The sequence below is a fragment of the Aliinostoc maniaoense genome (genome assembly GCF_058172895.1).
In genome coordinates this window covers 659,477-684,004 of the sequence record NZ_CP187952.1, presented here as the reverse complement: position 1 = coordinate 684,004, position 24,528 = coordinate 659,477, and the positions used below count along the sequence as shown (strand labels likewise).

Below are 24,528 nucleotides of genomic sequence, written 5' to 3'. Positions count from 1 at the left end.
GAAATACCGTTGATTAACCCCAACTATAGCAAAGCTTAGTTGGGGCTTCCCATCAATACATTAAAATAATATCAATTAATTGTTAAAGCTATTATGGCTATCTTACTCGAACTAGAACCTGAAATTGAATCTCGCTTAATGGCTCAAGCAGCAGCCCAGGGAACATCTGTAGAAGTATTATTAAAAACTTTAGTCGAAATTTTAGTCATAAGTTCTCCACCTCCATCGATAGCCCCAGGAGCATATGTGGGAGTATCATTAAACTCTTTATTAGAAAGCTTGAGATTGCTAGCATCCTCATCTCCATCTACATCCCTAACACTATCACCTCAAGAACGGGTAGAAAGATTTGTCAACTGGACTAAAAGCCACTCATCAATAAAAGCACCACTTCTGTCAGATGATGCAATTAGCCGCGAAAGTATCTACACCAGAGAAGATGAAATGTTATGAACTATCTGGTTGATACTAATGTTTTATTGCGAAGTGTACAAGATACTCATCCAATGTATAAAACTTCAGTAGCAGCAATAAAGATTTTGTTGGAACAAGGACATATACTTTGCATAATACCGCAAAATTTGATTGAGTTTTGGGTGGTTGCAACTCGCCCGATAGAAGTTAATGGATTAGGTTTATCAGTAGTTGATGCTCTAAAAGAACTAGAGGAACTGAAGAATTGTTTCGTGCTTCTACCAGATACAGAATTAATTTTTCCAATTTGGGAGAGTCTGATCAACAAATATAAAATCATCGGCAAACCTTCTCATGATGTTCGATTAGTTGCGGCAATGATAGCTCACAATCTCACTCATCTGCTAACTTTTAACACCAGTGATTTTCATCGGTTTTCTGAGATAACTGTAATTGACCCTCGTAATCAATGAGTTAGGGCGGTAAACTTGATAGTCCCCAATTCCTAATCCTGATCAACAGTCAAACCTTGAAACATAGGTGAACTCAAATAGCGTTCACCGAAGGAAGGCTGAATCATCACAATGAGTTTTCCTCGGTTTTCTGGGCGTTTACCTACCTGAATGGCTGCACACAAAGCCGCGCCGGAGGATATACCAGACAGTAAGCCTTCTTCTTTGGCTAAACGTCGTCCGTAACTCATGGCTTGATCATCGCTAACTCTAATGACTTCATCAATTAGTTCCAAACGGAGGACATCAGGGACAAAGCCAGCACCAATACCTTGAATTTTATGAGAACCGGCTGTACCTCCAGAGAGGACGGGACTGTTACTAGGTTCAACTGCGATCGCCTGAAAACTCGGTTTACGTTGTTTAATTACTTCTGCAATCCCTGTGATTGTTCCCCCAGTCCCTACCCCTGCAATCACCATGTCTACTTTACCGTCTGTATCTGTCCAAATTTCTTCGGCGGTGGTTTCTCTGTGAATTTTGGGGTTGGCTGGGTTGCGGAACTGTTGTAGCATATAAGCGTTAGGAGTGTTCGCGGCAATTTCTTCAGCTTTGCGAATTGCTCCCCGCATACCCTCAGATCCTGGGGTTAATTCTAACCTTGCACCGTAGGCTTTGAGCATGGCGCGTCTTTCTTGGCTCATAGTTTCTGGCATGGTTAAAATTAACTGATAGCCACGGGCTGCTGCTACCATTGCCAAACCAATTCCTGTATTACCAGAAGTTGGCTCTACTAATATGGTTTTTCCTGGCTCAATTAAACTTGCTGTCTCTGCGGCAAGAATCATACTTACCCCAATCCGGTCTTTCACTGACGCAGCCGGATTCATACTTTCTAATTTGACAACTATTGTGGCAACTACTCCTTCTGATTGAGGAATTTTATTTAGTTGCACTAAAGGAGTTTGACCAATCAATTCTGTAACATCTTTAGCAATTTTCATAAATTTACTCCTAAAAATTTTAGCTTTAGTGTTGTGTATTTATAATTTGCATATGATAACAATTATCAGTCATGTATTCTCACTAAAGCACAAAATTTGTGCGGAAAAAATCAATTTGATGACATTTTTATAGGACTTTAGATGCTCGTCCAGTTCAGAACAGTGCAAAATTTCTATTTATTAATCCCATCATCTCCAAAATCACCCATAACTGAAGAATCTTCAGGGAACTTTGTGATTAAACCTTATGTCTGATAACTCATCAGTCTAGAAATTGCTGCTTAGTAAGCAACATTTATAACTTCTGCCAACAAGTTGGTTAATTTATTAGAAAAACATAACTTAATTTACATCATCTTAATAGCTTTTTTTGACTTATTTGTATATACTCACCAATACATATAATTTGCTTGAGTACAAGTTATTTAAATAAAGTACTCAAGTGAAATTACATTGAAATATCAGCCCAATTAGCTTTGAGCCTAATTTCACCAATACTAGAACCCTATCTAATTAATGCTAGTACCCCGCCCCAAAAATACTAGTACCCCTACCCCAAATTATTTTTATAATCCTGAATATACAAGCCTTTGAGACTTTGAGTACAAACTTAATATATTTAATAATCTTGATCTGACACCCAAAAATCAGAGCCGACAAGAGCAGCTGATATAAAACGTATAGGATTTACGCAGAGATTCCCCTCTACCCCCCGAAATTCAATGGGTTAAACCAGTGAACAAGGGGGGACTTCTTAATCCTTAAAAAGTGATTGATGAACCGTTTCCAGTTAAAAACTCTATTTTCTGTAAAGGGAGTCTTGCTGGTAAAACAGATTTTTTTTAGCAGCGTTAATTAATTATTTTTCTGTATCATTAGCACCTTTATTATCCAAATTATATCTCATGTTCTGGAAGCTTAATGTATGGAATTATTACGATATTTAATTTGCTGGTGCTGACTACCTAGCAAGGGGAGCAAAGATGAAAGCTAAACTGCTCAATGTTCTTACTGTTTGTCTGGTTGCTTTAGTGGTAATATCTCCTGGGCTAATAGTGTTGAGTTTAGTTTGGGAAAAACACACAGAGTTCGTTAGAACACAGAAATTAGTTAATGACGTTAATAGAATTAGTCCAGTAAATGAGCAATCAATAATCATTAATCAATCTGCTGTCTTACCATCTGTCACTTCATTAACTCCTCATCAAAATGTGCATCAAGTAGTAACTGTTGCTGAAAGTTATAAGCTGGCTATTCTTATCCAATGGTTTATTGTACTAATTCCGATTTTTGTTGGCTTAGGAATTATTATACATGACCGATATCTTGTCTATCGGGCTGCAATTTTAAAAGAACAAGTGGAAATGTTAGAAAGGCTTTGGCAACAAAGTATAGAACAATAAATGTGGAAATTAAAATCACACTTTACCTATGAATGGTGACTTTCTTTAAGTATTCATCGTCAACCCTATTATTGAAAATAATCCCATGAAAGAAGTGAAAGAAGAACGCCAAATATTATATTTCAATTTAATTGATCAATTACTGCAATGTCCCAACGGACAAGAGCCAGAAATTTTAGAAGCCAATCAAGAATTAATTGATGCTCATTTTGTTGAAACTATTGTCCAAGTAGCGACTACATTTGCTCACCAAGGTAATCAAGATGGGTCAAAGTTCCTTTTTTTTCTTGCTCGTGAATTAGCAAAACATTTAGGTTTATATCCTGATTTTCAACAATCTGAACATAGTAATATTGAAGCTGCAAATAAGGAGTAAAAATGCTACTTACTGCAACTGATGCTGGACATATAGCATTAGAATTTCTATTGGCGGATTGGAATATTGCTGAAAATTACCGAGATTGGTTTGTTATCTTAAATTCTCGGTTAGTAGGTGAGAGTTGGTATATTGTAGAATTGAGTGTGGCTGGATTTCCTGATAGGTGGTACATTCAGGTATATGATACGGGAGAATGCGATCCTAACTATAACTTTAAGTCTCCTATTAATCCGGCTGAGGGATTTGTAGACTTAGGTAATTTACCAGCAATTATAGCTGAGGTTTTATTAGCAGAGCGAAAATCTAGATAATAAAATTGACAACATATAAGTTGATATTCTTTGAGGTAGTGAATTTAAAAATCACACCTCATTTTTTATGGAAATAAAAATTTTATTCCAAATAAATTCATGATTATGTCAGAAATGAATAACAAATATATGTTATATTGGGTATAGTGATGGACGCTACAGAAATATCAATTCCAATGCTGACGGAAGATATATTAGCTAAAGAGTTCACAAGAGTTGTCACTCAATATTACCCAATAGTTGGGGAACTATTAGACGGGTGTCATGTGAAAGTCATCACCTGTTTTTGGGGACGACCTGCTAGACGCTTGCAATATATAGGCATTTATTGTTCTGAAGATATGCTTCCTCATGTGCAAGCTCACAAAGAAATACTCCGAGAATTAGCAGAAAATATGGGATTAGTGCAAGTAGTTTGTATGAATGCCAAACGATTATTGCGAGATCCTTTATCTAAGCTGAAGGATAATGATCCACGTTTATGGTTGGAGTTACATATGGTAGCCAAGTAAAAAGAATGGGAAATTGAGCATCAAGGGTAATAGAGTTATTAACTGACAGATAGCTTTTTACTCAGAGAAACTTCTCTTACAACCATAGAGCATTTTACCTCGGAAATACCAACATCTGGAAATTGAAAATTCATTTCTTGATGGGACGAAAAGCTCTAGAGAATTTGTGTAATTGTAGATGATTGTTTGGGGTAGCTACAGAGAATACTTTTCCCAATACAACAAGTATTTTGGAATATTGATGGGTGAATTTCGTGCCGCAATGTGAGAGGCAATGGCATTGATTCAAAAGCTTTTAATTGTCAATATTATCAATGCGATCGCCTCAGAGTCTACCCCAAATCATAGTATAGCTACTGGTGATGATTCTAGTATAAAATTTGTAGCTAAATTGGAGATATTGTCACCTGTTGGAACAAAATCAAGTAATTCCAGGACGAATTAAATCTAGGTACACTGGCACTCAAACCTACCTCATTGACTTTAACCAAGAATCAGGAGAGTTTGCTGCGCTACAACCAAGAGGTTAGAAATTATGTCTAAAATCAATCAGCTTCCTCCCGATGATTTACCTCCAAATGAGGTGACGAAAGAGGATGGAATGCTGCATCTGGAACTAGAACAGTCTATTGGTAGATGCTTTTATTTAGCTTGCGATCGCATTACCCAAGCATTATTATCTAATTGCCAGTGGTATCTCACCAAAAAAGACATGATGCTGATGTTAGTGATTGACTGTCCTGATATAGTCTCTTACTGGCACATTGTGAGCAATATTCCCCAGTTAGGCAATAGACTAGAGAGATTTACCAGTAACGCTAAGATTCGCGTTTATCCCCCTTTTGGTAAAGGAGGGCCTTTAGAAATTAGTGTCAATGAGATTTCAGCTTATCGAGATTGGTTATAGATTCTTATAAGTAAGCTTGTTGGTATAGTTACACCCAGTTTTTGCCTCAAAAACTGGGGTTTTTTGCATTTATATAAGTTACGCAACCGGCATATTGTTATGTAGTTTTTATGTAGGGTGTGTGACGCTACGAAAGTATTTAAACGTAGTAATCAGACTGATAGCGTCACGCACCAACCATTAATTATCACTTAATACCCTTTCTTGATGAAGATGCACTTTATTCTGTAATGTAGAGACGTTGCATGCAACGTCTCTACATTATTATATTTGGCGCAACTCATAGAGAATTGATATAACTAGGCGTTAGCCTTTCCTTTTCTACGTAACGCTAGGGGAAAGCGTAGGGTACTACGAATTACAAATTGGTATTATCTAATCATTTTGGCAACATAACCGGAAACTAGAAAATAATTTTATCTAAGCTTCAAGATTTATATGATTTTTGGTGATTAAATTAAGATTTTTTGATTGAATTAATACCAAGTATTACATAATTAATGGCAACACATAATACATTTATTATTTATGCCTCTGTATTGTGTCTAAAGATTATATACAAAGTATATTAGTTAACTCATTTATTATTTAATCACTCTAGTTAAAGTGACTAGTGATTTTTTTGGCGATCGCTCAGATAATTGCCAATCCTTACCATTGCAAGTTTACAGCCTTTATCTAAAATTTTGAACAGCTTTGTTTGGTAGTCTAAACAACACAGAAAATAATTTTTTTAGTTAAATTTTTATGGCATTCTGGTATCAAATCCTAATTTTGGCAATTATTTCAAAATTAACTAGAAACATTAATAACTAGAAATATTTAATTTCGACATATTTAAAAAATACCACTATTGCTTATATCAGGATCAAGTAAAACATTATAGAGACAGTTGACATCATTAAGTTGATTATTTTAGGCTCTATATTCTCTGTACCAATTTCCAAGGTATTGGTATTTTTTTAATTTGATGATCATATGAATCAATTCCAAATTGAAAATGAAAAATTTGTATTGGCATATACATAAAAATAGATCAGTCAAAGGTCAACTCTGATGTTGTTCAAATAAATTGTTACAGTATGCGAGGAATTTACTAGTGTCTAAAATAAGTCTAAATCAAGGGGAATTTGTCACCAACTCATCAGAAAAACAAGTAAAATTTAGACATATATCTAAAATTTTACTGCGGCGACGATATATAGTATTGGGAGTTTCTTGTTTTGTGATGTCAGTTACTAGCCTCTTGGCTGTCATGACTAAACCAACTTACAAGAGCCATATGCAAATTTTAGTAAGTTCTAATGTGTATGAAAGTATAGATTTAACTAATATTCCTCAAAATGGCAACACTGAAGTAAGTGATGTCACACCCCAATTAGTTGATCACTATACTGCTCAAAAGAATTTAATGCTGAGTTCTAAGTTAATTGAAAAAGCAGTAAATAAATTACGCTCAGATTACCCCAATGTTACTGTAGATGATATAAAAAATCCATCAGGAAATCGGCATCAATCAGCTATAGAAATCACACAACTACAAAAGACAGCAGGTGGAAGTAAATTTTTTACTCCAGTTTTTGAAGTTTCCTTTCAGCATAATGATCCGGTGAAAGCACGAAAGGTTCTCTTAGCTTTACAAGCCGTTTATCAAGACTACAATCTTGAACAACGACAAGAACGTTTGCATAAGGGAATGGCTTTCCTAAATAGTCGCTTACCACTATTACAAAAACAAGTAAGAAAAGCCGAAAAAAATCTGGAGATTTTCCGTAAAAAGCATAATTTATTAGATCCGCAATCACAAGTACAAGTTCTAGTTAACTCTCGCACTGATATTCAAAAACGACTAGAAACCACTCGTACTGAGTTACAAAATGTACGCGATCGCCAGCAAAATTTAGAAGATAAAATCAACGATTCAACTCACCAAGCACTGATTAATTCTAGTTTCCAAGAATCGATACGCTACCAAATTCTTTTAAGTGAAGTACAAAAAACTGAACAGTTATTAGCACAGGAACAATTACGCTACACAGATAATTCTCCTATCATTGAAAATCTCAAACAGCAACGCCAAAACCAATTAAAACTTTTGCAACAAGAAAGCAAGCAACTAACAGCAGATACTCGCAAAGCTGTCGCCTCAACACAAGAGCAAATATTAACAGAATTAAATCAACTAAAAACAACTGCTCAAGGGCTAATAGATAATGAAAAAAGTTTAGTTGCCTCAGAACAACGAATTAGTGCTGAATTACAAAAATACCCCAGTTTGATTACAGAATATCAACGTTTAATCTCAGAATTAGAAACTCATCGCCAAGCCTTAGATCAAACCTTAAAAACACAACAATCAGTAGGATTAAGAATTACCCAAGCGGGGTTTGATTGGCAAATTTTAGAAGAACCTACCCCAGCCAAATACAACAGTTATGACAAACTATTACTGGTTTTTGGAGGTATGATTGTCGGGCCAGTTTTGGGTGTTATCATTGCCTTAATTTGGGGAGTTCGTCATCGTGTAATTCATTCTGCCCAAGACTTACACAGAGTCAGCAAACTCAGACTACTCGGTTCAGTACCAAAACTCGCCGCTAATGCGATGGAAAAGCGGCTTCCGAGTCTGGCTTGGAACTGGCGACGCAACACAAAAGCTTCTTTGGTAGAAGACAACTCTTGGCTACCTTGCCACGAAACTTTAGATATGGTGTACCAAAATACGCAAATCTTAAAGTATCCTTTTCCCTTTAATTCTGTGATGTTAACTTCTGCACTACCAGGAGAAGGACGTACAACTTTGGCTTTGGGTTTAGCGGCGAGTGCAGCCCATATGCACCAACGGGTACTACTAATTGATGCTAACCTGCGATCGCCTAAACTCCACAAAATTCTTCAACTATCCAACGATTGGGGACTATCTCTATTACTAGTTGATGAGACAACTGACAATGTACAAGACTATATCCAGCCTATTCACCCCTCAATTGATATTCTCACAGCCGGCCCCGCACCAGAAGACCCAGTAAAATTACTCAGTTCTCAACGGATGAAAGAATTAATTGAAATATTTGAGCAAAACTATGACCTAGTATTGATAGATGCTCCAGCTATTTTAGGGACAGTTGATGCTAGAATAGTCGCTTCCTTCTGCAATGGAATTATGCTTGTAGGGCGCATTGGTTGGGTAACTCAAACCGAAATCACCCAAGCTGTAGAAATTTTAAATCCCTTGAATTTAGTTGGCATCATTGCTAATGAAGCCAGTAATTAAGTAGAGAATAAATGATTAAAAGTTTGTAGTAAGGACTTTAGTCCTTGTTTGAGAACTAAAGTCCTTACTACAAACTTAATTTTATTCTTTTTAGTGATAATACCTAGGGAATTATCCAATGCCCAATGCCCAATGCCCAATGCCCAATGCCCAAAACAATATATTTAACCCACCAAAATCTTGTCTGTTACTTCTGGTTGTGGGCGTAACTCATTGGCACAAACACGACCTTGCTCAATATCAGTAATATTACTTAGGGTCGTATCTGCAATATTACGCAATGCTTCCTCTGTGAAAAATGCTTGATGTCCGGTAATGAGTACATTAGGAAATGTCGTTAAGCGTTGAAAGATATCATCTTGAATGATTTCGCTAGACAAATCCTCGAAAAATAATTCTGATTCCTGTTCGTATACATCGACACCAAGAGAACCTATTTTACCTGTCTTGAGTCCTTCAGTCACAGCTTGAGTGTTAACTAGCGCACCGCGACTAGTGTTAATTAACATTACACCAGTTTTCATTTGTGCGATCGCCTCAGCATTAATCAGATGATGTGTTTCTGGTGTTAAAGGACAATGCAAAGAAATAATATCAGAGTTAGCAAATAACTCCGACAATTCTACATACTTGCCACCTAATGCTTCTAATTCAGAATTTCGATACATATCATAAGCAAGTATCTGACAACCAAACCCCCTCATAATCCTTGATAAAATTATCCCGATTTTACCAGTACCAATCACTCCCACAGTGCGTCCATTTAAGTTAAATCCCAACAGCCCTTCTAGAGAAAAATTACCTTCCCTGACACGGTTATAAGCACGGTGAATTTTGCGATTTAGGCTCAAAATCAATCCTACAGTGTGTTCTGCTACACCATAAGGTGAATAAGCAGGAACGCGCACCACCCTAATTCCTAACTTAGCTGCGGCTTTTAAGTCTACATGATTGAACCCTGCACAACGCAAAGCTATTAAGCGAGTTCCTCTTAACGCCAAAAGTTCTAAAGTATGTGCATCAACTTGGTCATGGACAAATACACAAACCGCCCCGAACCCCGCCGCTAGAATAGCAGTATCTTGGTTAAGGCGTGGTTCAAAAAACACCAAATCATGTTTATTGGGGAAGTTTGCAGCTTCTAAAAACTGTCGGTCATAGGCTTTTGTACTGAAGACTGCTACTTTCATGCAAAACCTCAAATTTTATGGTGCATGTTGTCCCATACATAATACCTTGGGTGAAAAAGTAGCAGTTAAGCCTGTGATAGATACCAGCTATAGGTTTTACTATCCTTCTAGTCAATATCATAACTACAGCAAAAATTAATCCTTTTCACTAACTACCTACTTCACGTACCCAATACAGGTAGTATCTTTCACTATCTACCCATGATTTATCAAAGTTTTTGAGTGGGGTAATTTCTAAATTATTGTGGGTAAAACTTAGTTTTCTATTTAAAATCAGTAAAATTCTATTAATCTCTACTTGCTGCTTAAATATAGAATTAATCTGCTCTAGTATTTCAGGTTGTTCAACAGGGTTACGTCCTTGTTTAAATAAGGTAAAGCTCCCCATATTTTTAAGCTCAGGATAATAAAATTTTCGATTCAGATAACCAGCTAATGCAGCCATGTTGGCATCACGGCTAGCAACAATAAACTCCTGTGTTAATTGAGTTTTTTGAATATAATTAGCAGTTTCACGACTCGCAGAAAATGGTATGGACATATCTTTTAAAAATCCAGATATTCCTCCTAAAAGGTGAGCATAGAGTATCAACATCAACACAATATGATGCCATTTTTCTAATCGTCTAAATAACTTTTCTTGAATAGGAATTTTGTTAATTAATAAACTCGAATTTTGATAATAACTCCCCAGCCATAAAGCTGCGATAAAAACTAGATAAAAATGCCCAAAATGTCTAGGATCTCCAACAAATCTCAAATAAGTAAACGCAAGTATTACACAATTACCAACAATATAAAAAAATAGAGCAACTGGCTTTTTAACCAAATTGGTTAACGTAACCATGCTAATAAATAAGACAATGGTAGTTGTCATAATTAAATCTAGCCAATTTTGTTTCGGTATTATTAAAAAATAACTCCCAAATATTCTGCCTATACTTCTCAATAAATGGCGCATATCTAGTTTAATTGACCATCCGCTATCTAATCCCCCATGCAGATAACCATCTACAGGAGGAATAATAATATAGATAGATAATAAAAAAGAAATGATAATAATTCCAATACTTAAAAATAAGTCGTATTTTTGACTTTGGCTAAAATATTCCCGTCGATGCTGACTATCAAAACAAAACTCGGCAAGCAAAGTCAATGACAAAGAGAATGATACAAACAAAGCATAAGCACTACTATTAGCTAATAATCCTAATAACAGTGCTAAATAAAAGTAAGTTCTCTTTCTGGATGCAAAAACAGCACAGAAAGCAAAGGTAAACAACATACTAAAAGCATAATTTCTGGAAATTAATAGATATTCATAAAAAGGAAAGTAACCAAAACTAAAAATAAGTTTCTGTTGATAGTTAAAAGGACTATATAACCAAAAAATAACAACTGAAGCAATAGTAATGGTTAGATGAAAAACTTGCATTATTAAAGGATTATCCGCAATTTGTCTCAGAAAAGCTAGAGAAAAATACCAAAGTACAGGATGACCTTCATAACGAATATTGCCAATTAAATCAGCAAAACTCTGACTATCTCTGACAATTAGCCAAGGGTTTAGCTCATCTCTCCACATTGCATGGTTCATAATACCTATGAAACCAAGCATCGAAAAAATAATGATAATTAACCAAGGAGACTTAAAAGATAAACTCGAAATCCGATTAATTATTTTTGAGGCAGACATTTGTAATATTAGCTGTGTTTATAGCTTGGTGGATAAACTGTATTAGTATACACCAAAAAATTCCAACCTTTAATGCTATATCGTAAAATCTCTAATGTGAGATATAGTCAGAAAATCTATAGTTTTGAAATGCTCATCAATTGCAGGTAAACTACATATCTTAGCTCCAATGCTCAAATATGCCTGTATAATCTTTGGGATTTCTACGTGATACTTTCGAGTACAAATTTGTGGTATATTTAAACAATATTTTGGATGGGGATAAACTAAGATATTTTTGTGTATCCAACCATTTTTTTGGAAATAATCATAGGCATATGCAGCTTCAGTAGGAGATTGTGTCATTAATGAAGCACACCCAAAAAAATACTCATTTCCACTCCAAATAAGATAATTTGCTAGACCTTTCCAAAGTAATAATAAAGCTTGAATTTGCCGATATTCTTTAGCTATACAGGCACGTCCCACTTCTACAGATGCCTTTAGTATATTATCAGGAATCCCTTGTAGATTAAATATATCAGCAGCATCAAAACCTAAATTATAAGCAGCCATTTGATAAGTTTGCATCCTGTAAGTACCAATAGTTTGACTAGTGTTCTTACAAATCAACATTAAGTGATGACAAACAGCATCAAATTGATCTTGATCCATTTGTGTCAAACTAGAAGTAGAAAATCCCAAACCTAATTCTAGATTAAATACTTCAAAACGCAGACGAAAAATAGACTCTAACTCCTGATTTGTAGATGCAATTTTTAAAATATATTTCTCTGTTTCTATGATGGGAAAAGTTTTAAGCTCAGAAGGAGGACTAAGTAGGTAATTAGTGTGTGTATAAGAAATTTCCATCTGTCTTCCAACTTAGATATGTAAAGATATCCTAACTTCTCAGTTTTACTGACTATACGAATAGATTATTTTATTTATTAACGTATTAAAGCGATATTTACGCAGGTTTTGAAAACAAAATGCGAAAATTTCCAGTCAGTAATGTGTTTTATTATGAGCTTAATTACTTGAAAAATCTGGCAATATTATACAGAATTTTTCTAATATCAAGCTTGCATAACTAATAATATAAAAAGCCCCTAGTTATATACTAGAGGCTAATAATACCAATGCAAGGATTTGAAATTTGAGATTTTGGATTGAAAGCCGAGATTCATAGGCTATTCCAGAAAAAATGCTTAGTCATTGTATTAGGTGAGAAATTAACTGAATCATCAATTTTGATGATTACTAGCGTAGCGAACCCTAGTACCTGCCCAGAGCAATTTTTCCCGTAGTGTCTGATAGTAGGAGTTATTCTCTCGCAAAATAATAAATTTAGACCGACACTCCGCCATCCGTATATCAACACGGTGTCCAGGCCAAATTGAAGTTGCTAAGACCCCATCCATCCATAATTTAGTGGTCAACTCATAGTCACCCAAAGGCCAAATACTCACAACTGAACCGGCGGGTAAAACTATAGGACGACTCGAAAGGCTCATGGGACAAATAGGCGTGATGGTAATCGCTTCCATACCATCGTGCATAATTGGGCCATTGGCAGAAACAGTATAACCCGTTGAACCTGTGGGAGTAGAAACAATCAATCCGTCACCCACATATTGATCTACCACTTCGCCATCAATTTCCATTTCTAGGATAGAGGTGATCATGCGATCGGCTGAAGCAGGTTTGACACAAAATTCATTTAACCCCAAAAAACGTTCCGTAACGGGTTCTAAATTTGTGCGGTGTCCTTCGTACACAGCTGCCTGTAACATCATCCGCCTTTGAATAGCATAGCGGTCTTCAAACAGCCGATCCCAAACTGCTTCCGTATCTTGAAATTCTTCTACTGACTCAGTTAAAAAACCTAAATGACCACCTACATTTACTCCCAGAATGGGGATACCTGCTGGTGCTAAATGTCTGGCACTAGTGAGGACTGTACCATCACCACCTAGGACAATTGCCAGATCGATTGGTTGTCCGGCGGAAGCCAAAAATACCGGGTAAGGATTATCTTTTGGCCCGCTAGGCCCCATTAAGACCTGACAATTGCGATTTTCTAGTTGTTTAGCGCAAATTTCTGCCCAGCGTTTACTCTGGGAGTCTCGCGCTTTATAAGCAATGATTACCTGCTTGAGTTGCACACGCAATTACCATTTCAGGAGATTAAACTGCTCCATATCGACGGTATCACGGTTGCGATAAATGGCAAGCACGATCGCTAAACCTACCGCCGCTTCAGCAGCCGCCACGGTAATCACAAACACGGTGAAAACCTGACCCTTAATTAATGTTGCATCAAGAAAGTTGGAAAATGCCATTAAATTCAAATTAACAGCATTGAGCAATAACTCGATTGACATTAACACTCTGACAGCGTTGCGACTGGTAATTAAGCCATAAATCCCAATGCAGAATAAAGCGGCTGCAAGTAACAAAAAATACTGGAGTTGCATGAGTTCTTGTTTTCCTTCTGAACGGCTTGTATTTATTCTTGAGTATCGGTACCAGCCCCTACCATTTCTCTAGGACGTTCTGGTAAAGTCAACACAGTTTGAGGCAATTCGGAGGGGTTGACTTCTGGCAGATACTCACGACGTGCCAAAATAATCGCACCTACCATTGACATTAGTAATAATACTGAAGCCAATTCAAAAGGTAATAAGAAGTCAGAGAAGAAATGCTCACCAATTAACACGATGGAACTTTCTCCTGTTGCCGCAGCAGTGGAGTAAGCCCAAGGTGTAGCTAATACCATTGTACTTAATAGTGCGAACAAACCTACAGCCACGATCGCAGTCAGGATTTTTCGCACGCCAGCACTGGGGAAGGGGGTAAAATTCTGCCGCTTGTTCACCAACATGATGGCAAATAAAATCAGCACGTTGACTGCGCCCACATAAACCAACACTTGGGCGGCGGCGACAAAATCACCATTCAACAGCAGGTACAAACCCGCAATGCTGATAAACACACCCCCTAACATAAAGGCAGAATAAACAATGCTGGAGGCTAGCACCACACCCAGGGCTGTTCCAATCATCATTACGGCCAGTATGCCGAAGGTAACAAGTTGTACTCCTTCCGCTAGATTCACTGTTTTTTGTCCTCAGTTAATAGTCATTAGTCATTGGTCATTAGTCATTAGTCGTTCGCAAAGGACAAATGACTAATGGCACTTACTTTTCCACTTGTTCTACTAGGTCTTCTGGACGTGCGCCGGCACGGGGTGCGTCGGCGGGTAGGTCGTGGGGGTCGAGAACGCCTGGGGGTAGGTACACCAATTCACGTAATGGTGTCACCATTGGGTCATTTGTAACTTTGTAGGGCAGACGACCTAAGGCCACATTATCATAGTTGAGTTCATGGCGATCGTAGGCGGCTAGCTCGTACTCTTCTGTCATCGAAAGACAGTTAGTGGGGCAATATTCCACACAGTTACCACAGAAAATACAAACCCCAAAATCAATACTGTAGTGCTTGAGCTTTTTCTTTTTGGTAGCTTTGTCAAATTCCCAATCGACTACAGGTAAGTTAATCGGGCAAACGCGCACACATACTTCGCAGGCGATACACTTATCAAATTCATAGTGAATCCGACCGCGAAATCTTTCACCAGGAATCAGTTTTTCGTAAGGATACTGCACAGTGACGGGACGGCGGCGCATATGGTCAAAGGTGACAGATAATCCTTGACCGATGTAACGGCCGGCTTGTACTGCTTCTTTGGCGTACTCACCAACTTGTTTAAGGAATTTGAGCATTTTGTGTCTCTCTCTGTTGAATTTTGGATTTTGGATTTTAGATTTTGAATTGATTCTCAAATCTAAAATCTCAAATCTAAAATTGGACTAACCACCGAAGGCGACGGGAAAAGCCAGTTTCAAAGCTGCGGTTAATAACAGGTTTACTAACCCAACTGGTAATAAAAATTTCCATCCTAAATCTAACAGCTGGTCAATTCTTACCCGTGGTACTGTCCAGCGTAAGAGAATGGCTATAAAGATGAGGAAGTAAGCTTTGAGTAAGGTCATGGTAATACCCAAAGCAGCGTTGACTACTTCGAGTACGGGATTAACTTCAGTAACTCCCAACCAGCCTGCTAAAACATTGATGGGAATGGGAGAATCCCAACCACCCAAGTACAAAACTGCTACCAATAAAGCAGAAAGCACTAAGTTGACGTAGGAACTGAGATAAAACAGGGCAAATTTCATCCCAGAGTATTCAGTTTGATAACCTGCAACTAATTCTTCTTCGGCTTCTGGTAAGTCAAAGGGTAAGCGTTCGCACTCAGCTAAAGCGGCGATCCAAAAGATCATAAAACCTAGGGGTTGTCGCCAAATGTTCCAACCCAAAAGACCATAGCCTGATTGTTGGTTGACGATATCCACAGTGCTGAGGCTGTTAGACATCATAGCGATCGCTAACACACTCAAAGCCAAGGGAATTTCATAACTAATTGATTGCGCTGCTGCCCGCAAGCCCCCCAAGAGGGAGTATTTGTTGTTGGAGGCATAACCAGCCATCAACAAACCAATCGGCTGGATGCTCGATAAAGCAATCCACAAAAATATCCCTGTCCCTATATTGGTAATGACAATATTCTGTCCAAACGGCACGATTAAGTAAGACAGAAACACTGGCAGAACGACTAGGATAGGGCCGAGAGTAAATAACCACGCATCAGCTTGTGCCGGTACGATGTCTTCTTTAAATACCAGCTTCAAACCATCGGCAACGGGAGCTAATAAGCCCAAAGGCCCGATATATTCAGGGCCAATTCGCTGTTGTGCAGCTGCGGAAATTTTCCGTTCCAGCCACACACAAACAAGTACACCCACTGTTGCCCCAATCAGCATCAGGATCATGGGCAGAGGCATCCAAATTGCTTTAGCTGCCCCCTGTGGGAGTCCTAAATCCATCAAGGATTTAATAAAAGTTCCTTGGAGGTCAATTCCTGAGTTCATGTTTCTGCTCTTTAAGTCATCAAGTCATGGTGAATCGCAATCATTAGTTAAACTAATACTTGCAACAACACCCATTTATCTCTCTATTGAGATGACACCTGAGTTAATATTTTTTGCCAATACCCATGCCTAGTATATCGCCCGATGGTTTTTGGCTTCTGTAGCTACACAAGAACTTCTACTTATAGCTAGGATTGAGATTTGCTATGTCCATTGGGAATTGGGCATGGGGCATGGGGCATAGGGCAGGGGAGCAGGGGGCAGGGGAGCAGGGGAAGAATCCCAGTCCCCAATCCCCAATCCCTCAGACAAGCAACAAAAGACTGCCGCTTCCACTTTGGCAACGGTTCTCCACTGTCTATTAAGTCGGTATTTGCCAACTTGAGAGTGTAGTGAGGTGATTGACAATGGAACTAATAGTGCAGCTTGGTAGAAGAAATAGATTGAATTGAGTGCTATTAAGGATAGCAGGGCATTGAGCTAATGCTGATGGAAATGCTCTCCCCCTGCTCCCTGCTCCGTCTCTTACCTCTCGTCAAGAGGTAGGTAAGGAACATCGTGCTTACCGTCGTAAACCTGGGTAGGACGGAAAATGCGGTTTTCTGCTAGCTGTTCTTTCCAGTGAGCTAGCCAACCAGCTACACGAGCGATCGCAAAAATTGGTGTAAATAAGTCTGTGGGGATTCCCATCTTTCTGTACACCAAACCAGAGTAAAAGTCAACATTAGGATAAATTCCTTTGTGACCTAGTTTCTCCTCTACTACCCGTTCCATTTCTTGGGCAATGTCGTAATACTTATCTGCCCCAAACTTAGCAAACAATTTTTCTGCTAGTTCTTGGAGAATGGTGGCGCGAGGATCTTTGACTTTGTAGACACGATGACCAAAGCCCATCAATTTCTTTTTGCTTTGCAGTCGTTCCTCAACATAAGGACGAACATTTGCCACAGAGCCAATTTCTTCCAACATCTGAATTACTTCTTCGTTAGCTCCACCATGAAGCGGGCCGCCTAAAGTACCTACAGCACTAGCAACCACTGCGTAGGGGTCAGTTAAAGTGGAAGCTGTTACCCTAGCACTGAAGGTAGAAGCATTCATTGTATGCTCCACATGGAGAATTAAGCAGACATCAAAGATTTTTGCTGCCAACTCATCCGGTTCTTTCTCGTTGAGCATGTAGAGGAAATTGGCAGAATAATCTAAGTCATCACGGGGTTTAACGGGGTCGTTGCCTTTCCGCATCAATTGAAATGCTGCCACCATCGTCGGAATTGTAGCAATCAGGCGCACTACAGAATCCCGAATATAAGCAGGATTATGTAAATCCCGCAGCGAGTAGAACAAGCCTAAAGCCGCAGCAGAGGCTTGGAGCGCATCCATCGGATGACCGCTTTCAGGAAAACATTTCATCATATCCCGAATGCGATACTTAATTCGCCTGTGGCAGCGAACTTCTTCCTCAAATGCTTGTAATTCATCTTTCGTGGGTAATTTTCCCCAGATTAAAAGGTAAGCAGTTTCCAAGAATGTACTTTTAGCTGCTAGTTCCTCAATCCGAATGCCACGATACTCAAGTATTCCCTTCTGCCCATCTACATAACTGATACTCGATTGGGCGGCGGGAATGCCTTCTAAACCAGGCTTGTATTCGCACACCATCATGGCAACACCATTTGCTTAATGAAATATCCGACACGCTAACTTACCAGAAATGATGGTTGCCATAACAGTAGCCTAGCTAACAACAATTCTTTAAAGAATTGCTGCCAAACTGTTATAGCAAGTACCTGGGAGGTGTCAACCAAAACATCTGACTTTGACCCACAGGTGAACCACTTTCTGGCAGTTTTACTCCGATCATACCTGCTTTTTTGAGGACTAAGCTGTCTTTGGCTTCTCCCCATAGAAGAATTTCTGCCCAATTACTCAAACAAGGCTCATGTCCAACCAAGGCTAATTGGGCGTTTTGGGCAAAGTTTTTGGGTTGCAACCAATAATCTAACCAACTGGAAATATGACCATTAGGAGCTAGATGGTTGGATTCTTCTATTTGAGAACTAAGTCCTACTTCTAGGAGGATTTCTGCTGTTTGCCGAGCGCGGACTAAAGGACTAGTGACAATCAAATCAAATTGCAAACCCAGTTTTTTTAATCTCTGTCCTACTTTCTCTGTTTTTTGTCTTCCTTCTTTGGTTAGCTGGCGTTCCTCATCTTTAATTCCAGCCTGTTGTTGTTCTGCTATGCCATGACGAATAAAATACAGTTCCACAGTCGCACCCCAGTGAATTAACATATTTTATTTTGGAATATCTCAGCGAAATATATAGGAATCTGAATTGATTATTGAACAGATACGTAGGGGAGGCACATTGCAGTGTGGATTTTCCTCCTGCAATATTGTCATTGTGTTAGCACCAAGGCCGGTGGTGTGTTAGGCGTAAGCCGTAACGCACCCTACACATACTTAGATTTTTTCAGAAATCAAATACCATTCCTATAGGCGATCGCAGTCCATATCTTGGTATGTTATCGAGATGATCGCGCTAATAATTATTTTCCCATTTGCTCTGGTAGCATTTCTTTAGTAAAAAGCTATCAGCCTCAGAAATTAATTCTGAGGCTGTTTACCATGTGAGAACTGTTAGATTTTTGATGTTTAGCTCTCAATTTTTAGTAGTTGAACACAAAACCTACTCAGACTGAATGGGGTTATCTTTAGGATTCACCAATTTCAGTAACTTCTGCTTAATTTGCGCGTCAAATACTTCCCATTTCATTCTGGCATAAGCAGAATTTTCATTACCACCAGATAAAAATCCCATCGGAATTTCAAAGCCACCAGCACCCGTTCTCCCACCACCAAAAAATCGTCCGGTGCTATCTTGTCCAAAGGCTTCTTTGATAAATTCATCAGGATCAAGAGTGAGTTTGGTTGTTCTCAGTGAACCAATCACTACTTCTAACTCATCATCTTCATCGTGAACAATGCCATAAACCACAGCAGTGTGTACGTTTTCTTCTGTCACTAGAAAATCTGCGGCTTGGGGGATAGCGTCCCGATCGTCATAGCGTAAGTAACCAACACCCGCAATGGAAAAGTTATTCTGGACAATACGGTTTTTGAGCGATCGCTCAATTACATCCATCACCCGTTTAGAACGGTTAGCTTGAAGAATCGCATTAAGCAGTTGAGCATCATAAAATCGACTCAGATACGCCGCCGCCATAAAATCTTCTTCTTGCGCTTGCATTAGGCGATTCGTGTCTGAACGCAAGCCGTGCATTAAAGCAGTAGCACATTTAACGTGCTGACTAATGCTGCTATCTAAAGCTAGTAAACCACACTGAACATATTGAGTGAAAATCGTAGCTGTAGCTCTGACATACGGACGCACATCCAGAAATTCTGATTTCAAGTCCGCTTGCAAACTATGATGATCAATTATTGCTACTATCGGTATTCCTGCTTGTTGTAAAGATGTTAGTAGCTGACTGGTTGTACCTTGGTTATCAATCAAAACCAAACCTTGATAACCTGATAGGTCTTTTGTCTTCAGGGATTGTGGTGTCCAACGTTGTGCAGGCAAACCCGTTAGCTTGACTAAAGCTATATTTTCTTGGTGGCTTAAAGTCCCAGCATAAATAATTTCACATTTGATATCGTATTGCTGAGCAATGAGTTGGTAAGTCCAAGCACAAGAAAGGGCATCAGGATCAGGAAAATCTTGCAAAATAATCAACTGACGCTCATGCCGATGTGATAGCAGTGTCTTTTGCAATTCTTCTGATTTTTGCAATGCCAGAGAATTACTACGTTGTCCTAGATATATCCCTACTCCTTCGGGTGTGGATGTTGGCGAAGTAGATTTAGTCAGTGATGCTTCCGTTTCTTTGTCTATCTCAGCGTCCTCCGAATGAGACTCGGTAGTCAAGGGAAAACTATCAGACTGCTTAATAAAAGAAGAATGTAATTGCATGGTAAAGTTTGTTCTAAGTATGAGGCTCTATTAATTTTTTTAGAGACACTACAAGCAGCAGTTGATTGATTTAGCCCCACGTTACTGATTTTTGCAAAAATCTGAGGAGATAGGGATATATATCTCGGTATATTTTTTGTCAATCAGATAATTCATCAATCTACCTAATTCTACCAGAATGCACATAGAGCTTGAAAACCAAGATTCCTGATATTGTCAAGCTTATCTCAAACAACGCTGAATTTCTGCTGTTGTTTCTAGATAGATATCTGTTTAACTCAGTATTTAGGTAAGAAATATTAGGAATCCTATTTGACTTTTGAAAAAACCCCAGTACGGTTTTTGTTCCTCTAACCACGTTCCCCCAACCCTAGCTTCACGAGTAAGTTCAGAAATCAAATCGGATTGCTACATATAGTTCTATGTTTACCTATTATTTTATCCGTTTGTACTGAAATGAAACTAAACTTGGCGCATTTGTGATACAACCACAAGCCCTATGTTACCCTAGATTACCGTTTTTACCATAGGCTTAAGTTCGTCCTTACATTATATCTTTCTAGCTTGAAAAAGGGGTGTAGGGGAGCGAGTGCGTTGGGCGGCTAGCCTTTTCCTTCAGAGACGCTAACGCGAACGGCAACGCCAAGGGCGAATGCCGACTTGTAGAAACTCGCGTGTGTAAAGGTATAGGGGTGTAAGGAACAGACTTTTTCATGTGTTCTGGTGTACGTAGTTCATGACGGCTACTTATTAAATATTTTTTCCCACTAGTTTTAGCCATTCGATAGTTCTTAATACATTAGATATTATTTCGGCTTACAGCGAAAATTCACTTTATGTCAAATCAGTTACTGCTGATTTATCTTCAGTAACTAAAAGCTTTATGTATAAAATTATAGTTTTATACATAAATAACTTTATTTTAAAAATTATTTTTAGCAGACTTCTACATTCTAATATTTTATAAGCTATAATATCTAGCTGTTGCATCATTCAGGTGCATATCACCTAATTTAATTATCTAAAGTAGAAAAAACGCGCAACAAATTATGTATCATAAATGAAAAATATATTAGAAATAACTTTTAATAGAAACTTGATATACAAGTAAATTAAAATTAAAAATTATTAATTTTTTTTCATGGTGTGCGGGCAAGTATAGCACCCGGATCAAGTAACGATAAACTACCGGGTACTCAGCATTATAGACTTAAACACTAAAGTCCTATAACATATTTTTGCCACTCTTGATGGTGTCCACTCTTAAGGTGCTTGCTTACCTCGAAATAAAGGCTACTGTAAGGTTGACGAGGCTGATGCCGTAGTAGCATATGAGCTTCTTGTGGAGTCCGGCTACCCTTTTTAACGTTACAACGGACGCAAGCTGTAACAATATTCTCCCAACTATCACCACCACCTCGCGATCGCGGGATCACATGGTCTAATGTTAATTCATCGCCTGTGTAACCACAGTATTGGCAAGTATGTCCATCACGATGCAAGATGTTTCGGCGAGTTAGAGGGATTTCCTTGTAAGGCACACGCACATAATGGCGCAACCTAATCACTGTTGGTAGCGGAAAGTCTGTATAAAGAAACTTACCGTTGTGTTCAACACGTTCTGCTTTGCCTTTAATTAACAGAACCGCAGCACGACGCCAGCTCGTTATATTGAGCGGTTCGTAAGAGGCGTTTAGGACTAAAACCTTCCCCATTGATTAACGCTCAAGGTATTAGTTTTACATATATTAACACGAATCTCAGCTCATGGGGAGATGAGAATAAATTATACTTACAAAAATTTTTCAAAAAATGATATGGGTGGAAGGTGCTAATTAGCTAGAGGTTTGCAATATATATTTATTTTTAGATTTTGCAGGAATAATCAACAATATTATTGTCTCTGTTGATTTCCGTATCCAGTAGTAAATATCACTTATAAGCGACAAAAAATTTTACTAATCATCAAATAAACAATCAAAATTCTTTAAATGCACATTGGAATAGGCAATAAATCACTGAGCATTTATTATTACCTTCCTATTCCCGATTAAATATCTCAATAGATATTTGTATGACTTACAGCGAAGCACTGCTTACACCTAAAGGTAGGAAGTTTTCAATTATTAACCCAGGTATATTGTATTTATTCCGTAATGAAGGTTAAACTTCCTGATTAACTCTGAACTAATTAAACTCAATAGTGGTGTGATAGGAGAGAGTAAAAATGTTGAGTAGGGAACAAGCTGCAAAGATTGCTGCCAATCAAAAGTGTGATACGTATGCCTGGTTCTCACAACGGGCTTGGGTAGAAATTGATTTAGATGCTTTAAATCATAATGTACAGCAAATCAAGCAGTTTTTATCACCACGTACCCAATTGATGGCTGTAGTCAAAGCAGATGCGTATGGTCATGGTGCAGTTACAGTAGCACAAACAGTCTTGCAAGCTGGTGCAAATTGGTTAGGAGTTGCCACAGTTCCTGAAGGGATTCAACTCCGAGAAGGTGGTATCAAAGCACCAATTTTGATTTTAGGCGCAACCCATACACCAGAACAAATTCATGCGATCACTCACTGGCAACTCCAACCCACAATCAGCAGTCCCAAGCAAGCTTTAATATTCTCTAACACCTTAGAAACCATTGAGTATAGTTCTCCTATCCCAGTACATATCAAACTAGATACAGGAATGTCTAGATTAGGCACTAACTGGCAAGAAGCAGGTGAATTTATACAGCTAGTAGACCGTCTGCCTCATCTTGACATTGCCAGTATTTACTCCCACCTGGCTACAGCAGACAGTCCAGACCAGACAATTATGCAGCAACAGCATCAAAGATTTGAGGAAGCGATCGCTCAAATCAAAGCTTTAAAAATTAAAATTCCTTGTCTACACCTTGCCAACTCAGCAGCTACTCTCACAGACTCAACATTACATTACGACCTAGTGCGTGTTGGATTAGCCGTGTATGGACTCTATCCCGCGCCACATTTACAACACACAATTCACCTAAAACCTGTTCTTCAACTCAACGCACGAGTTACCCACGTTAAAACGATTGCTCCTGGTACAGGTGTCAGCTACGGTCATAAATTTATTGCCCCTAGAGAAATACGCCTAGCGGTTGTTGGTATTGGTTACGCAGATGGTGTACCACGAAATCTTTCCAACAAGTTGCAGGTCTTAATTCGCGGTCAGCGAGTACCACAAATCGGCACAATCACAATGGATCAGTTAATGATAGATGTAACTAGTATTCCAGATTTACAAGAAGGTGAAGTAGTCACTTTACTTGGTGAACAAGGCAATCAAAAAATCACAGCAGATGATTGGGCAGAAGAATTAAAGACGATTTCCTGGGAAATTTTGTGCGGATTCAAACATCGCTTACCTCGTGTAGCGGTAATGTAACGTAATGTCTCCAACCGAGGCGCACGTAAATGTAATTAAATCGTACCTGAGATACTGATCATTAATTTTTAATTTTTACCTATTCCCTCAGAATATATGTTATGCTAGCATAGACAGATAATGCGGATGTGGCGGAATTGGCAGACGCGCTAGATTTAGGTTCTAGTTCCTCTGGAGTGAAGGTTCAAGTCCTTTCATCCGCATAAAATCTAATAGGATATAAAAAAGGGTTTTTGGTCATACACGACCAAAAACCCTTTTTTATTATGTCAACGCACTTATTTAAATTTAAAAGAACTAGAAGTGTTTGCTTTAATAATGATCAACTATCTCAAAAAAATAAATTAAAACAACTAAAAGTTTTATCTAGCAATGCTTACAATCTATAGCATCACTGCTGAAGAACAAATTTTTTAACATGAGGAGTTGACAATCCCAAGAGGGTTAGCTATATTGAATAAGTGCCTGAAAGGAGAGCGCGACGAAGCGCAGTCCGAGGCAACCGAACCTTGAAAAAATTATAGTTTGAAAGCCAGAAAAAAACAACTAGCCTGCGTCAAGAAAAATACACACCAGGCTGAGGTGTAAAAAGAGCAGCCAAAGAAAGAGCTAAAAGCAAAC

At 38.4% G+C, this 24,528-nt stretch carries 24 protein-coding genes, 1 tRNA gene and 1 pseudogene; 13 read left to right on the top strand and 13 right to left on the bottom strand.

Annotation, left to right across the window (positions count from 1 at the left end; translation table 11 throughout):
• The first annotated feature begins 93 nt into the window (after positions 1-93).
• Together ACPZ3T_RS02965 and ACPZ3T_RS02960 are read left to right on the top strand one after the other, a co-directional pair.
• A complete protein-coding gene (locus ACPZ3T_RS02965; protein ID WP_490273498.1) occupies positions 94-453 on the top strand; it encodes a hypothetical protein in 360 nt (119 codons plus the stop codon).
• Complete coding sequence (locus ACPZ3T_RS02960) at positions 450-887, top strand: type II toxin-antitoxin system VapC family toxin (protein ID WP_490273497.1); 438 nt, start codon at positions 450-452, stop codon at positions 885-887. Before ACPZ3T_RS02965 ends, ACPZ3T_RS02960 begins: the two co-directional genes overlap by 4 nt.
• A gap of 32 nt (positions 888-919) precedes the next feature.
• Here the strand turns inward: ACPZ3T_RS02960 and cysK are convergent, their stop codons facing one another.
• Positions 920-1,870, bottom strand: a complete 951-nt coding sequence (cysK, locus tag ACPZ3T_RS02955) for a cysteine synthase A (protein ID WP_490273496.1) — start codon at positions 1,868-1,870, stop codon at positions 920-922.
• A gap of 983 nt (positions 1,871-2,853) precedes the next feature.
• Between cysK and ACPZ3T_RS02950 the strand changes: the two genes are divergently transcribed.
• From ACPZ3T_RS02950 to ACPZ3T_RS02915, 8 genes and pseudogenes are all read left to right on the top strand, one after another.
• A complete protein-coding gene (locus ACPZ3T_RS02950) occupies positions 2,854-3,273 on the top strand; it encodes a hypothetical protein (protein ID WP_490273495.1) in 420 nt (139 codons plus the stop codon).
• Between the two features lie 85 nt (positions 3,274-3,358).
• Complete coding sequence (locus ACPZ3T_RS02945; RefSeq protein WP_490273494.1) at positions 3,359-3,649, top strand: hypothetical protein; 291 nt, start codon at positions 3,359-3,361, stop codon at positions 3,647-3,649.
• Positions 3,650-3,651: 2 nt separating this feature from the next.
• On the top strand, positions 3,652-3,963 hold the full coding sequence (locus ACPZ3T_RS02940; RefSeq protein ID WP_490273493.1) for a hypothetical protein: 312 nt from the start codon (positions 3,652-3,654) through the stop codon (positions 3,961-3,963).
• Between the two features lie 149 nt (positions 3,964-4,112).
• Complete coding sequence (locus ACPZ3T_RS02935) at positions 4,113-4,475, top strand: hypothetical protein (RefSeq protein ID WP_490273492.1); 363 nt, start codon at positions 4,113-4,115, stop codon at positions 4,473-4,475.
• A 274-nt stretch (positions 4,476-4,749) separates the two neighbouring features.
• The gene (locus ACPZ3T_RS02930; RefSeq protein WP_490277427.1) at positions 4,750-4,920 is read left to right on the top strand and encodes a hypothetical protein; all 171 of its coding nucleotides are present in this window, start codon (positions 4,750-4,752) and stop codon (positions 4,918-4,920) included.
• Positions 4,866-5,018 (top strand): annotated as a pseudogene (locus ACPZ3T_RS02925) (LLM class flavin-dependent oxidoreductase); the annotation flags it as partial. The gene ACPZ3T_RS02930 and the pseudogene ACPZ3T_RS02925, both read left to right, overlap by 55 nt.
• Entirely contained in the window at positions 5,011-5,382 is a 372-nt protein-coding gene (locus ACPZ3T_RS02920; protein WP_490273491.1) for a hypothetical protein, read from the top strand. The pseudogene ACPZ3T_RS02925 and the gene ACPZ3T_RS02920, both read left to right, overlap by 8 nt.
• Positions 5,383-6,481: 1,099 nt before the next feature.
• On the top strand, positions 6,482-8,656 hold the full coding sequence (locus ACPZ3T_RS02915) for a GumC family protein (RefSeq protein WP_490273490.1): 2,175 nt from the start codon (positions 6,482-6,484) through the stop codon (positions 8,654-8,656).
• A 164-nt stretch (positions 8,657-8,820) separates the two neighbouring features.
• Here ACPZ3T_RS02915 and ACPZ3T_RS02910 read toward each other — a convergent pair whose 3' ends face one another.
• The 8 genes from ACPZ3T_RS02910 to nuoH all read right to left on the bottom strand — a co-directional run bounded on the left by ACPZ3T_RS02910 (position 8,821) and on the right by nuoH (position 16,515).
• Positions 8,821-9,846: a 2-hydroxyacid dehydrogenase gene (locus ACPZ3T_RS02910; RefSeq protein WP_490273489.1), complete on the bottom strand. Its 1,026-nt coding sequence runs from the start codon at positions 9,844-9,846 to the stop codon at positions 8,821-8,823.
• Between the two features lie 148 nt (positions 9,847-9,994).
• Positions 9,995-11,542, bottom strand: a complete 1,548-nt coding sequence (locus tag ACPZ3T_RS02905; protein WP_490273488.1) for a hypothetical protein — start codon at positions 11,540-11,542, stop codon at positions 9,995-9,997.
• Between the two features lie 75 nt (positions 11,543-11,617).
• Positions 11,618-12,394: a GNAT family N-acetyltransferase gene (locus ACPZ3T_RS02900; protein WP_490273487.1), complete on the bottom strand. Its 777-nt coding sequence runs from the start codon at positions 12,392-12,394 to the stop codon at positions 11,618-11,620.
• A gap of 374 nt (positions 12,395-12,768) precedes the next feature.
• On the bottom strand, positions 12,769-13,689 hold the full coding sequence (locus tag ACPZ3T_RS02895; protein ID WP_490277101.1) for an NAD(+) kinase: 921 nt from the start codon (positions 13,687-13,689) through the stop codon (positions 12,769-12,771).
• Positions 13,690-13,695: 6 nt separating this feature from the next.
• The gene (gene nuoK / locus ACPZ3T_RS02890) at positions 13,696-14,001 is read right to left on the bottom strand and encodes an NADH-quinone oxidoreductase subunit NuoK (protein WP_490273486.1); all 306 of its coding nucleotides are present in this window, start codon (positions 13,999-14,001) and stop codon (positions 13,696-13,698) included.
• A 32-nt stretch (positions 14,002-14,033) separates the two neighbouring features.
• Positions 14,034-14,642 (bottom strand): NADH-quinone oxidoreductase subunit J, encoded by a 609-nt coding sequence (locus ACPZ3T_RS02885; RefSeq protein ID WP_490273485.1) that lies wholly within the window; start codon positions 14,640-14,642, stop codon positions 14,034-14,036.
• An 82-nt stretch (positions 14,643-14,724) separates the two neighbouring features.
• Entirely contained in the window at positions 14,725-15,309 is a 585-nt protein-coding gene (gene ndhI, locus ACPZ3T_RS02880; protein WP_490273484.1) for an NAD(P)H-quinone oxidoreductase subunit I, read from the bottom strand.
• A gap of 87 nt (positions 15,310-15,396) precedes the next feature.
• Entirely contained in the window at positions 15,397-16,515 is a 1,119-nt protein-coding gene (gene nuoH, locus ACPZ3T_RS02875) for an NADH-quinone oxidoreductase subunit NuoH (RefSeq protein WP_490273483.1), read from the bottom strand.
• Between the two features lie 201 nt (positions 16,516-16,716).
• Between nuoH and ACPZ3T_RS02870 the strand changes: the two genes are divergently transcribed.
• Positions 16,717-16,908: a hypothetical protein gene (locus tag ACPZ3T_RS02870; RefSeq protein ID WP_490273482.1), complete on the top strand. Its 192-nt coding sequence runs from the start codon at positions 16,717-16,719 to the stop codon at positions 16,906-16,908.
• Positions 16,909-17,040: 132 nt separating this feature from the next.
• Here the strand turns inward: ACPZ3T_RS02870 and ACPZ3T_RS02865 are convergent, their stop codons facing one another.
• The 4 genes from ACPZ3T_RS02865 to ACPZ3T_RS02850 all read right to left on the bottom strand — a co-directional run bounded on the left by ACPZ3T_RS02865 (position 17,041) and on the right by ACPZ3T_RS02850 (position 22,207).
• Positions 17,041-18,177, bottom strand: coding sequence for a citrate synthase (locus tag ACPZ3T_RS02865; RefSeq protein WP_490273481.1), 1,137 nt, complete (start codon positions 18,175-18,177; stop codon positions 17,041-17,043).
• A gap of 112 nt (positions 18,178-18,289) precedes the next feature.
• The gene (gene sixA, locus ACPZ3T_RS02860) at positions 18,290-18,784 is read right to left on the bottom strand and encodes a phosphohistidine phosphatase SixA (RefSeq protein ID WP_490277100.1); all 495 of its coding nucleotides are present in this window, start codon (positions 18,782-18,784) and stop codon (positions 18,290-18,292) included.
• Between the two features lie 421 nt (positions 18,785-19,205).
• The gene (locus tag ACPZ3T_RS02855) at positions 19,206-20,492 is read right to left on the bottom strand and encodes a DHH family phosphoesterase (protein WP_490273480.1); all 1,287 of its coding nucleotides are present in this window, start codon (positions 20,490-20,492) and stop codon (positions 19,206-19,208) included.
• Between the two features lie 1,217 nt (positions 20,493-21,709).
• Positions 21,710-22,207, bottom strand: a complete 498-nt coding sequence (locus tag ACPZ3T_RS02850; protein WP_490273479.1) for an HNH endonuclease — start codon at positions 22,205-22,207, stop codon at positions 21,710-21,712.
• A gap of 512 nt (positions 22,208-22,719) precedes the next feature.
• Between ACPZ3T_RS02850 and alr the strand changes: the two genes are divergently transcribed.
• Together alr and ACPZ3T_RS02840 are read left to right on the top strand one after the other, a co-directional pair.
• Entirely contained in the window at positions 22,720-23,907 is a 1,188-nt protein-coding gene (alr, locus tag ACPZ3T_RS02845; protein WP_490273478.1) for an alanine racemase, read from the top strand.
• Between the two features lie 122 nt (positions 23,908-24,029).
• Positions 24,030-24,110: transfer RNA gene (locus ACPZ3T_RS02840), tRNA-Leu, on the top strand.
• Positions 24,111-24,528: the final 418 nt, after the last annotated feature.

Excerpts from the sequence above, each read along its gene's own strand:
- ACPZ3T_RS02900 (WP_490273487.1), bottom strand. The coding sequence starts at position 12,394 with ATGGAAATTTCTTATACACACACTAATTACCTACTTAGTCCTCCTTCT.
- ACPZ3T_RS02930 (WP_490277427.1), top strand. The coding sequence starts at position 4,750 with ATGGCATTGATTCAAAAGCTTTTAATTGTCAATATTATCAATGCGATC.
- ACPZ3T_RS02920 (WP_490273491.1), top strand. The coding sequence starts at position 5,011 with ATGTCTAAAATCAATCAGCTTCCTCCCGATGATTTACCTCCAAATGAG.
- nuoH (WP_490273483.1), bottom strand. The coding sequence starts at position 16,515 with ATGAACTCAGGAATTGACCTCCAAGGAACTTTTATTAAATCCTTGATG.
- ACPZ3T_RS02940 (WP_490273493.1), top strand. The coding sequence starts at position 3,652 with ATGCTACTTACTGCAACTGATGCTGGACATATAGCATTAGAATTTCTA.
- ACPZ3T_RS02965 (WP_490273498.1), top strand. The coding sequence starts at position 94 with ATGGCTATCTTACTCGAACTAGAACCTGAAATTGAATCTCGCTTAATG.
- nuoK (WP_490273486.1), bottom strand. The coding sequence starts at position 14,001 with ATGCAACTCCAGTATTTTTTGTTACTTGCAGCCGCTTTATTCTGCATT.
- ACPZ3T_RS02935 (WP_490273492.1), top strand. The coding sequence starts at position 4,113 with ATGGACGCTACAGAAATATCAATTCCAATGCTGACGGAAGATATATTA.
- ndhI (WP_490273484.1), bottom strand. The coding sequence starts at position 15,309 with ATGCTCAAATTCCTTAAACAAGTTGGTGAGTACGCCAAAGAAGCAGTA.
- cysK (WP_490273496.1), bottom strand. The coding sequence starts at position 1,870 with ATGAAAATTGCTAAAGATGTTACAGAATTGATTGGTCAAACTCCTTTA.
- ACPZ3T_RS02865 (WP_490273481.1), bottom strand. The coding sequence starts at position 18,177 with ATGATGGTGTGCGAATACAAGCCTGGTTTAGAAGGCATTCCCGCCGCC.
- alr (WP_490273478.1), top strand. The coding sequence starts at position 22,720 with ATGTTGAGTAGGGAACAAGCTGCAAAGATTGCTGCCAATCAAAAGTGT.
- ACPZ3T_RS02950 (WP_490273495.1), top strand. The coding sequence starts at position 2,854 with ATGAAAGCTAAACTGCTCAATGTTCTTACTGTTTGTCTGGTTGCTTTA.
- ACPZ3T_RS02905 (WP_490273488.1), bottom strand. The coding sequence starts at position 11,542 with ATGTCTGCCTCAAAAATAATTAATCGGATTTCGAGTTTATCTTTTAAG.
- ACPZ3T_RS02945 (WP_490273494.1), top strand. The coding sequence starts at position 3,359 with ATGAAAGAAGTGAAAGAAGAACGCCAAATATTATATTTCAATTTAATT.
- ACPZ3T_RS02855 (WP_490273480.1), bottom strand. The coding sequence starts at position 20,492 with ATGCAATTACATTCTTCTTTTATTAAGCAGTCTGATAGTTTTCCCTTG.
- ACPZ3T_RS02910 (WP_490273489.1), bottom strand. The coding sequence starts at position 9,846 with ATGAAAGTAGCAGTCTTCAGTACAAAAGCCTATGACCGACAGTTTTTA.
- ACPZ3T_RS02850 (WP_490273479.1), bottom strand. The coding sequence starts at position 22,207 with ATGGGGAAGGTTTTAGTCCTAAACGCCTCTTACGAACCGCTCAATATA.
- ACPZ3T_RS02960 (WP_490273497.1), top strand. The coding sequence starts at position 450 with ATGAACTATCTGGTTGATACTAATGTTTTATTGCGAAGTGTACAAGAT.